Raw genomic sequence first — 12,011 nt, forward strand, 5'->3', positions numbered from 1 at the left:
CTAGGGTGCGGACATGCGTACCTTGGTCGTCGCTTTTGTCGCATTCGCCGCTTTGACCGCCTGCTCGTCGGGAGACCAGCCGGCCCCCTCGTCGTCCGCCGCCCCGAAGCCGGCCCCCAAGCCTGCACCCAGCTCGAACGCCGCCGCGGCGGCGCTGGACCCGTGCAAGCTGCTGCCCGCCGAGGCCGTGTCGAAGGCGCTGTTCCTCGACAACCTGAAGGCGGTCCCGGGCCCGGTGCAGGACAGCGCGGCCAACGGCGGCAAGGCCCGCAGCTGCGAGTACCAGCACGACGGCAAGGCCGCGGGCGCGCTCGCGGTGACGCGCTACGAGGGCAAGCAGGGCAAGCCGGCCGAGATGCTGGCATCGATCAAAAAGGCGAAGCCGGGCGCAACGGACGTCCCGGGCTTCCCGGACGGCGCGGTGTACTACGTGGACGAGCAGAAAACGGCGACCCTCGCCTCGGCCGAGCTCGTGTCGGGCACGCCGGTGCTGATCAACTACACCGGCCCGGCGAAGATGACGGCGGAGCAGCTCGCCCCGCTCGTCAAGCAGGCCCTCGCCGCGAGCTGAGCTGGTGCCACGGGTGTGTGCACTGCCCGGCGCACTGCGCGCGCCGCCGGTCGTCCGCCACGCCGAACAGGGCCGCCAGCAGGCGGAACGCGGGCACCTGCTGGTAGTCCGGCAGCGCGCAGATCTTCCGCAGCTGCACGTGCGGCACGCCGGCCCGCAGCAGGACCGCCGCCGTGTCGCCGGGCTTGATGCCGGCGCGGCGGATCGCCGCGTCGCGGTCCTGCTCGGCGGCTCTCGCCTGCCACGCGTAAAAAGCCAGCTCGGCCAGGATGGCCCGGCGGACCGCCGGGTCCTGGCGCTCGAACCAGCGGGTCTCGTCGTCGAGTGACCGCAGGCCCTGGGCGAGCTCGTTCAGCCGGATCGCGCGCTCGTCGGGCGTCACCGCCGCAGGGCGGCGAGCTCCACCGGGCTGTGCGCCGAGAACACCGTCACCTCGTCCTGGTGCTCCCGCGCCAGCTCGTGCAGCCTCGCCAGGTTCTCCAGCCTCGGCCCGCGCAGGGTCTGGACGATGTTCTGGAACGCCGTCAAACCCGGCGGGCAGTGCGGGGCCACCGGGTCCAGCTGGCCGTGGAAGAAGTACGCGTCGCCCGCGTGCAGGAGCCAGCCGTCGCCCTTGTCGATCGCCACGCCCGTGTGGCCGCGCGTGTGGCCGGTCAGCGGGACCAGGAGGATCTCTTCCGGCAGGCCCTTCAGCGAGCGGACCGCCTCGAAGCCGAACCACGGCTCGCCGGTCTCGTCGTAGGTGCTCCACAGCGGGCGGTGGGCGAACTGCGCCGCGCGGTAGCGGTTCTTCTCGGCCGCGTTCGCCGGGGCCGTTGCCGCCCGGTGCTCCTCCGCGCGGACGTGCACCACGGCGTTCGGGAAGTCCGCCAGCCCGCCCGCGTGGTCGACGTCCAGGTGCGTCGCGATGACGTGCCGGACGTCGGCCGGGTCCAGGCCGAGGGCCTTGATCTGAGCGACGGCCGTCTCCGCCGCCTCGACGCGGGCCCCGACCAGCGCCATGAACGGCCGGCCCAGCCACTCGCCGGGGCGGGCCACGGCCTGGGTGCCGAAGCCGGTGTCGACCAGGACCAGGCCGTCGCCGGTCTCGACCAGCAGGCAGTGGGCGACCAGCTCCGCCCGCCGCAGCAGGCCGGGCCGCCCGTCGAGGAGCTTGCCGCCGGCCGGCCGCATGGTCCCGCAGTTGAGGTGGTGCACCTTCATACGCTGCTCCTGGTGCTCAGCCGGAGGAACTCGGTCTCGTCGTGCGCGGCGAAGACGGTCACCTCGTCGCCGTGCTCTTGAACAAGCTGGCGCAGGCGGCGGTGATTGTCCAGCCGGGCGCGCGGCACCGTCTCCATACGGCCCTCGAACCACTTCAGGCCGGGCGGGCAGTGCGGGTCGGCCGAGAGCTGGCCGTGGAAGAAGTACGAGTCGCCGGCGTTGAACAGCCAGCCGTGGCCGGTGTCGACGGCGACCCCGGCGTGCCCGCGGGTGTGCCCGGCCAGCGGGACCAGCAGGACCTCCGGGCCCACGCCGTCGAGCGGCCGGACGGCGCCGAAGCCGAACCACGGCTCGCCGGTGTCCGCATAGGACGTCCACTGTGGACCGTGCGCGAACTGGATCCGGCGGTACCGTCCGCGTTCGGCGGCGTCACGCGGCTGCCGGAACGCCCGCAGCTCCTCGGCGTACACGTGCACCCGCGCCCACGGGAAGTCGATCAGCCCGCCCGCGTGGTCCAGGTCGAGGTGGGTCAGCACGATGTCGCGGACGTCGGCCGGGTCGAAGCCGAGCGCGCGGATCTGTGCGATCGCGGTCTGCGCGGGATCTTCGACCGGGTTCGACCGGCGGACGAAGCCTGCGCCCAGCCAGGCGTTCCGGTCGACCGCGGCGGGCGTGCCCATGCCGGTTTCGACGAGCACGAGACCGGTGTCCGTCTCCAGCAGCAGGCAGTGGCAGACCATGGTGGCGCGCCGGAACAGGCCGGGCCGGCCGTCGATCAGCCGGCCGCCGGGCGGGCGCATGGTGCCGCAGTTCAGGTGGTGGACACGCATCAGGAGAACTCCCGGTCGAGGGTCGTGTGCAGGTGGGTGGCGACGGCATGCATTGGCGCGAGGTCGCGGCGGGTGCGGGCCAGCAGCAGCCCGCCTTCGATCGCGGCGAGCACGATGGTGGCGAGCTCGTCCGCGCGCTCGGCCGAGAGCCCTCGGCCGGCCAGGTATCCACTGAGGACGCCGTGCCAGGACGCGTAGCCGTCCGCGCAGGCTTCCCGGATGGGCTCGCTCGTCGCGGCGGCGTCCAGGGCGACCGTCGCGAGTGGACAGCCGCGCTGGAAGTCCGATCCGGTCAGGAAGGCCGCGAGCGCGTCGACGGCCCGGCCGATCGCCGTCGCGGGATCGGGCGCGTCGGCCAGGATGGCTTCGAGGAGGGCGCCGGTGCGTTCGCTCGACAACCGGACGGCTTCGGCGGCCAGCTGTTCCTTGCCGCCGGGGAAGTGGAAGTAGAGCGACCCCTTCGGCGCGCCACCGGCCGTCGTCAGCTGGGTGAGGCCGGTGGCGTGGTAGCCCTGCGTGTGGAACAGGTCGGCGGCGGTGTCGAGCATCCGCTGCCGCGTGTCGGTGCGGCGAACCATGACCCGACCGTAGCGCAAACTATGACGACCGGTCTAGTTACTTCGCGGATCGGTAAGGTGCTGCGCATGGGCAACCCGACCGGTCAGCAGTTCGAGATCACCCGCGGCAACGCGCGCGCCGTCGTCACCGAAATCGGCGCCGGGCTGCGCGCGTTCGAAGTCGGCGGCGTCCCGTACGTCGAGGAGTTCCCCGAAGACGCGCACCCGCCGAAGGCCGCCGGGCAGATCCTGCTGCCGTGGCCGAACCGGACCAAGGGCGGCCGGTGGACCTTCCAGGGTGAGCCGCAGCAGCTGGAGATCACCGAGGAGGCGCGCGGCAACGCCATCCACGGCCTGACCCGCCACCTCGAGTGGGAGCTGGTGGAGCACGCCGAGTCGTCGATCACCCTGGCCGTCGACGTCGCGGTGCAGCCCGGCTGGCCGGTGCCGCTGCGGGCGAGCGTGACCTACGAGGTGACCCCGCGCGAACTGGTCGTCACCCACGAACTCCGCAACGAAGGCGAGCAGCCGATCGGTGTCGGCGTCGGCACGCACCCGTACTTCCGCCTCGGCGACGTCCCGACCGACGAGGTGACCCTGACGCTGCCGGCGAGCCGCGTCCGGCCGTCGCTGCCCGACGAGCAGCTGCCCTACGCCGAGGAGCAGGACGTCGAGGGCACGGACTACGACTTCCGCGGCGGCCGGCTCCTGGCGGGCGTCGACCTGGACACGGCGTTCGGCGGGCTGAGCGCCGCCGAGGACGGCCGGCACCACATCGTCCTGGCCCACGACGAGCAGCAGCTGCTGGTCTGGACCGGCCCCGACTTCCGCTGGGCGCAGGTGTTCACCCCGGACGACCTGGTCGGCCGCGGCCGCGCGGTCGCCATCGAGCCGATGACCTGCCCGGCCGACGCGCTCAACACGGGCACCGACCTGATCGAGCTGGAACCGGCGGCGTCGTGGTCGGGCAGCTGGGGCATCCGGGTCCCGTGAAGCCGCTTCGCCTGAGCGTCGCCGACGCGGGCGAAGTGCTGACGCTGCAACGCGCCGCGTACGTCACCGAGGCCCGCGCGCACGGCGACCTCGACCTGCCGCCCCTGCTGGAGACGCTCGACGAGACGCGGGTGGCCCTGTCCGGCCTGTCCTGGGGGATCCGCGAGTCGGGCCGCCTGGTGGCGTCGGTGCGGCTGACGGTGTCGGGTGCGGTCGGCGTGATCGGCCGCTTGGTCGTGGCGCCGGATCGGCAGGGGGCCGGGCTGGGTGGCGGGCTGCTGCGGTTCGCGGAGTCGGCGGCGCCGCCGGAGGTGACGCTGTTCCGGCTGTTCACGGGCTCGGAGAGCACCGGGCCGCGGCACCTGTACGCCAAGCACGGCTACCGGGAGACGCACCGGACGCCCGAACACAACCACGAACTGGTGCACTTGGAGAAGGCCCGCGTGCGCGCACCGGGGTGAGTTCGTTAGCGTGGCGAACTATGGCGAAGGCAATTGTCGGGGGCTATGTCGTCCCCATCGACGGTGATCCCATCGAGGGCGGCACGGTCCTGATCGACGGCGGCCGGATCGTCGCGGTCGGCACCGAGGCCGAAGTCGACATCCCGGAGGACGCCGAACTGGTCGACGCGGCCGGCACCTGGGTGCTGCCCGGCTTCTTCGACGCCCACGCCCACCTCGGCGTGCACGAGGACGGCGAGGGCTGGGCGGGCAACGACACGAACGAGATGACCGACCCGAACGGCGCCCGCTTCCGCGCCGTCGACGGCATCGACCCGTACGAGCCCGGCTTCGACGACGCGCTGGCGGGCGGCGTGACCAGCGTCGTCATCAAGCCCGGCTCGGGCAACCCGATCGGCGGCCAGACGATCGGCGTCAAGACGTGGGGCCGCAGCATCCTGGACATGACGTTCGCGGAGCACGTCAGCGTGAAGAGCGCGCTCGGCGAGAACCCGAAGCGGGTGTACGGCGACAAGAAGCAGACGCCGTCGACGCGGCTGGGTGTCGCGGCGATCCTGCGCGAGGCGTTCACCAAGGCCCGCAACTACCAGGCCAAGCGCGCGCACGCGGAGTCCGAGGGCAAGCCGCACGAGGTCGACCTGACGCTGGAGACGCTGTCGAAGGTCCTCGACGGCGAGCTGTACTGGGACCAGCACGTCCACCGCGCGGACGACATCGTGACGGCGCTGCGCCTGGCGGACGAATTCGGCTACAAGCTGGTGATCAACCACGGCACCGAGGGCCACCTGATCGCGGACCTGCTGGCTTCGCGGGACGTGCCGGTCATCCTCGGGCCGCTGTTCACGACGAAGTCCAAGGTCGAACTGCGCAACCGCACGCTGCGCTCGGCGGGCATCCTGGCGCGGGCGGGGGTGAAGATCGCGATCACGACGGACCACCCGGTGATCCCGATCAACTTCCTGGTGTACCAGGCGGCCCTGGCTGTGAAGGACGGCCTCGACCCGGCCACGGCCCTGCGGTCGCTGACGATCAACCCGGCGTCGATGCTGGGCCTGGACGGGCAGATCGGCTCGCTCAAGCCGGGCCTGGACGCGGACGTGGTGCTGTGGTCGGGCGACCCGCTGGACGTGATGAACCGCGCCCTGCGCGTGTTCGTCCGCGGCGACGAGGTGTACCACTTCGACGAGTCGCTGGGCGAGGGCGTGTCGAAGGACCGCCGCTACCGCGAGCCTCGCTGAGTTTCGGGCGGCACGCCGGTAACCGGGCGGTTCCGGCGTGCCGCCCGATCAGTCGAGAAGGGCGTCGAGGTCGAGCTTGACCGGGAACGGGACGTCGGTGGTGAAGGTGCCGGTGACCGCGGAAGCGTCCAGGTACCCGAACTCGCCCGCGTGGTGACACGCGAGCAGCGAGATGGCCTCGCTCGTGTCGACGATCCAGTGGTGCGGGATGCCGGCGTCGGCGTATTCGTCGTGCTTGACCTGGTAGTCGGTGCGCTTCGAGCCGGGGGAGGCGACCTCGATGACGACGGCGACTTCCTCGGCTCGAAGCATGGCGCCGTCCCGACGAATCCGGGCAATCCCCGCTCTCTCGACGATGAGCAGGGGGCTCAGGTGCAATCACGAGTAACCGTATCTGTACCGAGCGTGTGACACCGTTCCCTCGACCGGCTAAGCCTTCTTCAGTTCCCGCGCGATGACCACCCGCTGGATCTGGTTCGTCCCCTCGAAGATCTGCGGCACCTTCGCCTCGCGCATGTACCGCTCCACCGGGAAGTCCCGCGTGTAGCCGGCCCCGCCGAGCACCTGGACCGCGTCCGTCGTCACCTTCATCGCGCCGTCCGTGGCCACCAGTTTCGCGATCGATGCCTGCCGCTGGAACGGCAGGCCGCGGTCGCGGCGGCGGGCCGCGTCGAGGTACATCGCGCGGGATGACTCCACCGTCGCCGCCATGTCCGCCAGGAGGAACTCGACCCCCTGGAAGTCCGCGATCGGGCGGCCGAACTGCGTGCGGCCCTTCGCGTACGCCACCGCTTCGTCCAGGGCCGCCTGCGCCAGGCCCACCGCGCACGCCGCGATCCCGAGCCGGCCCGAGCTCAGGGACGCCAGCGCGATGCGGAGCCCGGCGCCCGGTTCTCCCAGCCGCCGCGAGGCCGGGACCCGGGCGTCGGAGAAGATCATCTGGGCGGTCGGGGACCCGGTGAGCCCCATCTTCCGTTCGCGCGGGGCCGCCGAGAGGCCTTCGGTCGCGCCCGGCACCAGCAGGGTCGAGATCTCCGCATCGCCCGTGCGGACCATCGTCGTGTAGAAGTCCGCCACCCCCGCGTGGGTGATCCACGCCTTCGTGCCGTTGACGACGTAGTCCGGGCCGTCCAGGCGCGCGCGGGTCGAGAGCGCCGCCGCGTCCGAGCCCGCCTGCGTCTCCGACAGCGCGTACGCACCCAGCAGCGAGCCTTCGAGCATGTCCGGCAGCCACTGGTCGCGCTGCTCGTCGGTGCCGTACTCCGACAGCGCGTAGCAGGACATCGTGTGCACCGACAGGCCGACGCCGACCGTCATCCACGCCGCCGCGATCTCCTCCAGGACCTGCAGGTACACCTCGTACGGCACCGCCCCGCCACCCCAGCGCTCGGCGTACGGCAGGCCCAGCAGGCCGGACTTGCCCAGCAGCCGGAACTGCTCGCGGGGGAACTGCTCGGCTTCCTCCGCCGCTGCCGCCCGCGGGGCGAGTTCGTCGCGCGCGATTTCCCTGGTCAAGGCGACCAGGTCCTCAGCCTCCGGAGAGGGCAGCAGGCGTTCGGCGGGCATCGTTGTCCTCCAAAGCGGTACTGAAAACAGTACTGTGGGCTCGATCAGAGTACAGTACGACGGGACTGGGGTGGCCGGAAGACGTAGGAGATAGTGAGCCGATGCGCCCCGAACCCCGCCGCCGGCCGACCGCTCGGCAGCGCGCTCTGCTCGCCGACCTGGAGGCGCTCTTCCTGGCCGAGGGCTTCGCGGACTTCACCCTCGACGACCTCGCCGGCCGCCTCCGCTGCTCGAAGTCGACGCTCTACGCGCTCGCGCCCAGCAAGGAGCAGCTCGCCGTCAAGGTCGTCACCCAGTTCTTCCGGGGCGCCGCCGAGCGGATCGAGGAGCGCGTCGCCGGCATCGACGACGCCCGCAAGCTCATCGCCGAGTACCTGGCCGGCGTCTCCGAGCACCTCAACCGGGCGTCCGCCGCCTTCATGCGCGACCTCGCCGGGTTCGGGCCCACGCGCGACGCCTACCAGCTGAACAGCCGGTTCGCCGCGAAACGGCTCCGGCAGTTCATCGACCAGGGCGTCGCCGAAGGCGTCTTCCGGGACGTCCACGCCCGGCTGGTCGCCGAGATGACCGGGCTGATCATCGAAGGCATCCAGACCGGCGTGCTCGGCCGCCGGACCGACGTCTCCGACGCCGACGCGTTCACCGCTTTGGGGGAACTGCTGCTCGGAGGGCTCGACAAATAGCGGACAGGAATTGTCAGCCCCGGGTCAATTAAACTGCCCGCGTGATCGTCGTAGGCGGAGAAGCTCTGGTCGACCTGGTTCCCGGCGACCCCCTGGATTCCACTGTGGACGGAGGGCTGCGCGCGCTGCTGCCGCGGCTCGGCGGCGGCCCGTACAACGTCGCGCTGGCCGCCGGCCGGCTCGGCGTGCCGGCGGCGTTCCTGTCGCGCGTCTCCACCGACCGTTTCGGCGAAGCGATGGTCGAGCGGCTGCACGCCTCCGCCGTCGACACCTCGCTGCTGCAGCGCGGCGACGAACCGACGACGCTCGCCGTCGTGGCGCTCGACGCGAAGGGCGCCGCCCGGTACTCCTTCTACGTCGAAGGCACCGCCGACCGGCTCGTCGCCGACCCGGGTCCGCTGCCGGAGAACGTGACCGCGCTCTCCCTCGGCACCCTCGGCATGGTCCTCGAGCCCGGCGCGTCGGCCTACGAGGCGATGCTGCGGCGCGAGGCGGCCCGCGGCGTCCTGACCGCCCTCGACCCCAACATCCGCGAGGCGCTGATCACCGACCCGGCCGCCTACCGGGCGCGGTTCGCGTCCTGGCTGCCGGACGTCCGGCTGCTCAAGATCTCCGACGACGACACCGCGTGGCTCACCGGCGGCGCCGACCCGGTCGCCGCCGCGAAGACGTGGGTCGAGTCCGGTGTGGACGCCGTCGTGCTCACCCGGGGCGCCGACGGGCTCTCGGTGATCACCGCCGCAGGTGAGCTGGCCCACGTGCCCTCGCGGAAGGTCACCGTCGTCGACACGATCGGCGCGGGCGACACCGTCCAGGGGGCGCTACTGGCCTGGCTGCACACCCATCAGGCCGCGGACCTGGCCTCCCTCGACGCGGACGCGTGGCGCGAGGCGCTGGCGTTCGCCGCGAAAGCGGCGTCGATCACGGTGTCCCGCAGCGGCGCGGAGCCGCCGACTTCGGCCGATCTGGCGTCCGCCGTGTGAACCTGGTCCCAAAGGGGGGCCCAGGAGCAACGTCACCGCTGCGCGAAAGCGGGTTTCTCGACTAGCGTGGTGGGGCATTCTTCATACCCCAGCGGGGCGGTGTGCAGCGAGGCGCCAGCGTTTCCTCGCGTGAACACGTGGCTACCTGTGAAACGTACAGGCGCCGCCGGCCCGTGCCCGAACGTGAGAGGGACTTGCATGTCCGACGCGACGACTGCGGGGCAGTCCGGCGGAACCGCGAAGCTGACCCTGCCGAATGGCGAGCACGAGTTCAAGCTCGTGCACCCGGTCGAGGGCGCGCCCGGGATCGAACTGGGGAAGCTGCTGGCGCAGACGGGGTACATCACCTACGACCCCGGTTTCGTCAACACCGGCGCCGCGTCGTCCGCCATCGCCTACATCGACGGTGACGCCGGCATCCTCCGCTACCGCGGTTACCCGATCGAGCAGCTGGCGGAGAAGTCGACCTTCGTCGAGGTCTCCTACCTGCTGATCTACGGCGAACTGCCGACCGAGACCCAGCTGGCCGACTTCACCGAGAAGATCCAGCGCCACACCCTGCTGCACGAGGACCTGAAGGCGTTCTTCAGCGGCTTCCCGCGCGACGCGCACCCGATGCCGGTGCTGTCCAGCGCGGTCTCGGCCCTGTCGACCTTCTACCAGGACTCGCTCGACCCGTTCGACGAGCCGAACGTGGAGCTGTCGACCATCCGCCTGCTGGCCAAGGTCCCGACCCTGGCTGCGTACGCGTACAAGAAGTCCGTGGGCCAGCCGCTGCTGTACCCGGACAACTCGCTCGGCCTGGTCGAGAACTTCCTGCGGATGACGTTCGGCTTCCCGGCCGAGCCCTACGACGTCGACCCGGACGTCGTCAAGGCGCTCGACCTGCTGTTCATCCTGCACGCCGACCACGAGCAGAACTGCTCGACCTCGACCGTGCGCCTGGTCGGCTCGTCCGAGGCGAACCTGTTCGCGTCGATTTCGGCCGGCATCAACGCCCTCTTCGGCCCGCTGCACGGCGGCGCGAACGCGGCGGTCCTGGACATGCTCGAGGGCATCCAGGCCGACGGCGGCGACGTCGCCAAGTTCGTCGAGCGGGTGAAGAACAAGGAAAAGGGTGTGAAGCTGATGGGCTTCGGGCACCGGGTCTACAAGAACTACGACCCGCGCGCGAAGATCATCAAGAGCACCGCGGACGAGATCCTCGGCAAGCTGAAGGGCGGCGACCAGCTGCTCGACATCGCCAAGAAGCTCGAAGAGACGGCGCTTTCCGACGATTACTTCATCGAGCGGAAGCTGTACCCGAACGTGGACTTCTACACCGGTCTGATCTATCGGGCGCTGGGCTTCCCGACGAAGTTCTTCACGGTGCTGTTCGCGCTGGGCCGGCTCCCGGGCTGGATCGCGCACTGGCGCGAGATGATCAACGACCCGGCCACCAAGATCGGCCGCCCGCGGCAGATCTACACCGGCCACGCGTCGCGGGACTACACCCCGATCACCGAGCGCTGAGTTTTCCGCCGGAAACGCCCCGTCGTGCACCCGCACGGCGGGGCGTTTATCGTTGTCCGTCGTGACCAAAGAAGCGCCGGTTGTCCTGTGGTTCCGCCGTGACCTGCGGCTGGGTGACCACGCCGCGCTGCTGGAGGCGTCGAAGCACAGCAAGCACGTGCTCGCGCTCTACGTCCTCGACGAGCACCTGCTGGCCCCCGGCGGTGCCCCGCGCGAAGCCTTCATGTACGGCTGCCTGGAGAAGCTGAACGAGCAGCTCGGCGGGCGGCTCATGCTGGTGCGCGGCGAACCGGCGGCCGAGGTGGTCCGCGTGGCCCGCGCGATCGGCGCGGCCGCGGTGCACGTCAGCGCCGACACCGGCCCGTACGGCCGCCGCCGGGACGCCGAGGTCGCGAAAGCGTTGGCGGAGAACAACATCGACTGGGTCGAGACGGGTTCGCCGTACGCGGTGACGCCCGGGCGCGTCACCAAGCCGGACGGCGAGCCGTACCGCGTCTTCACGCCGTTCTACCGCGCCTGGACCGCCCACGGCTGGCACTCGCCGGCCGACACCGGACCGTCTCTTGTGGACTGGGTCGAGCCGCCGAAGTCGCTGAAGGTGCCGCGTCCGCCCAAGGTTTCCGCGACGCTGCCCGAGCCGGGCGAGCAGGCCGCGCTCGATGTCTGGCACGCGTTCCTCGCCGGCGGCATCGACACCTACGACGTCGACCGCGACCGCCCGGACCGCGACGGCACGACCCGGCTTTCGCCGTACCTGCGCTGGGGGAACATCCACCCGCGGACCATCCTGGCCGACCTGGACGGCGACGACCGCGCCGGCGCGAAGTCGCTGCGCAGCGAGATCTGCTGGCGCGAGTTCCACGCGGACGTCCTGTGGCACCGCCCGGAAACGGCCCGCAAGAACTACGACAAGCGCTTCGACGGCATGGAGCACGACGACGACCGCGAGGCGTTCGAGCGGTGGTGCGCGGGCACGACGGGCTACCCGATCGTGGACGCCGGCATGCGGCAGCTGCTGGCCGAGGGCTGGATGCACAACCGGGTGCGGATGGTGGTCGCGAGCTTCCTGGTGAAGGACCTGCACCTGCCGTGGTGGCTGGGCGCCCGCCACTTCATGCGGCACCTGGTGGACGGCGACCTCGCGTCCAACCAGCTGAACTGGCAGTGGGTGGCGGGCTGCGGCACGGACGCGGCCCCGTACTTCCGCGTCTTCAACCCGACCACCCAGGGCGAGAAGTTCGACCCGGACGGCGCTTACGTGCGGAAGTACGTACCGGAGCTGCGCTCGGTCCCGGGCAAGGCGGTCCACCAGCTGAAGGACCGCCCGGAGGAGTACCCGGAACCGATGGTCGACCACGCCCACGAGCGGCAGGTGTCCCTGGAGCGGTACGGGAAGATCACGTCCCGCTGATCA

At 71.2% G+C, this 12,011-nt stretch carries 14 protein-coding genes; 8 read left to right on the forward strand and 6 right to left on the reverse strand.

All coding sequences use genetic code 11. The annotated features are described in order from the left end of the window. The first annotated feature begins 13 nt into the window (after positions 1-13). Entirely contained in the window at positions 14-571 is a 558-nt protein-coding gene (locus C2L59_RS43110) for a DUF3558 family protein (protein WP_103355356.1), read from the forward strand. Here the strand turns inward: C2L59_RS43110 and C2L59_RS43115 are convergent. The 4 genes from C2L59_RS43115 to C2L59_RS43130 are packed head-to-tail and all read right to left on the reverse strand — an operon-like array spanning position 546 to position 3,182. Then, complete coding sequence (locus tag C2L59_RS43115) at positions 546-953, reverse strand: DUF5958 family protein (RefSeq protein ID WP_103355357.1); 408 nt, start codon at positions 951-953, stop codon at positions 546-548. The two genes, C2L59_RS43110 and C2L59_RS43115, sit on opposite strands and share 26 nt — an antisense overlap. Next, the gene (locus C2L59_RS43120; protein WP_103355358.1) at positions 950-1,774 is read right to left on the reverse strand and encodes an MBL fold metallo-hydrolase; all 825 of its coding nucleotides are present in this window, start codon (positions 1,772-1,774) and stop codon (positions 950-952) included. Before C2L59_RS43120 ends, C2L59_RS43115 begins: the two co-directional genes overlap by 4 nt. Further along, positions 1,771-2,604, reverse strand: a complete 834-nt coding sequence (locus tag C2L59_RS43125; RefSeq protein WP_103355359.1) for an MBL fold metallo-hydrolase — start codon at positions 2,602-2,604, stop codon at positions 1,771-1,773. The genes C2L59_RS43120 and C2L59_RS43125 overlap by 4 nt, the downstream gene beginning before the upstream one ends. Next, positions 2,604-3,182, reverse strand: coding sequence for a TetR/AcrR family transcriptional regulator (locus C2L59_RS43130; RefSeq protein WP_199199678.1), 579 nt, complete (start codon positions 3,180-3,182; stop codon positions 2,604-2,606). Before C2L59_RS43130 ends, C2L59_RS43125 begins: the two co-directional genes overlap by 1 nt. A gap of 66 nt (positions 3,183-3,248) precedes the next feature. Here C2L59_RS43130 and C2L59_RS43135 point away from each other — a divergent pair, with 66 nt between their 5' ends. From C2L59_RS43135 to C2L59_RS43145, 3 genes are read left to right on the forward strand one after another with little or no spacing between them, the layout of a single operon-like run. After that, a complete protein-coding gene (locus C2L59_RS43135; protein ID WP_103355361.1) occupies positions 3,249-4,154 on the forward strand; it encodes an aldose 1-epimerase family protein in 906 nt (301 codons plus the stop codon). Beyond that, entirely contained in the window at positions 4,121-4,615 is a 495-nt protein-coding gene (locus C2L59_RS43140) for a GNAT family N-acetyltransferase (protein WP_103355362.1), read from the forward strand. Before C2L59_RS43135 ends, C2L59_RS43140 begins: the two co-directional genes overlap by 34 nt. 20 nt (positions 4,616-4,635) lie before the next feature. Continuing rightward, positions 4,636-5,853, forward strand: a complete 1,218-nt coding sequence (locus C2L59_RS43145) for an amidohydrolase (RefSeq protein WP_103355363.1) — start codon at positions 4,636-4,638, stop codon at positions 5,851-5,853. A gap of 48 nt (positions 5,854-5,901) precedes the next feature. On the opposite strand, the gene C2L59_RS43150 is transcribed toward C2L59_RS43145, so the two are convergent. After that, positions 5,902-6,165, reverse strand: coding sequence for a Uma2 family endonuclease (locus C2L59_RS43150; protein ID WP_103355364.1), 264 nt, complete (start codon positions 6,163-6,165; stop codon positions 5,902-5,904). 117 nt (positions 6,166-6,282) lie between these two features. Beyond that, positions 6,283-7,419: an acyl-CoA dehydrogenase family protein gene (locus C2L59_RS43155; RefSeq protein ID WP_103355365.1), complete on the reverse strand. Its 1,137-nt coding sequence runs from the start codon at positions 7,417-7,419 to the stop codon at positions 6,283-6,285. Positions 7,420-7,520: 101 nt separating this feature from the next. On the opposite strand from C2L59_RS43155, the gene C2L59_RS43160 reads away from it, so the two are divergent. From C2L59_RS43160 to C2L59_RS43175, 4 genes are all read left to right on the forward strand, one after another. Beyond that, complete coding sequence (locus C2L59_RS43160) at positions 7,521-8,102, forward strand: TetR/AcrR family transcriptional regulator (protein ID WP_103355366.1); 582 nt, start codon at positions 7,521-7,523, stop codon at positions 8,100-8,102. 41 nt (positions 8,103-8,143) lie between these two features. Further along, entirely contained in the window at positions 8,144-9,085 is a 942-nt protein-coding gene (locus C2L59_RS43165; protein WP_103355367.1) for a carbohydrate kinase, read from the forward strand. 198 nt (positions 9,086-9,283) lie between these two features. Continuing rightward, positions 9,284-10,597 carry a citrate synthase gene (locus tag C2L59_RS43170; RefSeq protein ID WP_103355368.1) on the forward strand — a complete coding sequence of 438 codons (1,314 nt, stop codon included), beginning with the start codon at positions 9,284-9,286 and terminating at the stop codon, positions 10,595-10,597. Between the two features lie 61 nt (positions 10,598-10,658). Then, complete coding sequence (locus C2L59_RS43175; RefSeq protein WP_103355369.1) at positions 10,659-12,008, forward strand: deoxyribodipyrimidine photo-lyase; 1,350 nt, start codon at positions 10,659-10,661, stop codon at positions 12,006-12,008. Positions 12,009-12,011 lie beyond the last annotated feature (3 nt).

The sequence above is a fragment of the Amycolatopsis sp. CA-128772 genome (genome assembly GCF_002904295.1).
GTDB lineage: Bacteria > Actinomycetota > Actinomycetes > Mycobacteriales > Pseudonocardiaceae > Amycolatopsis.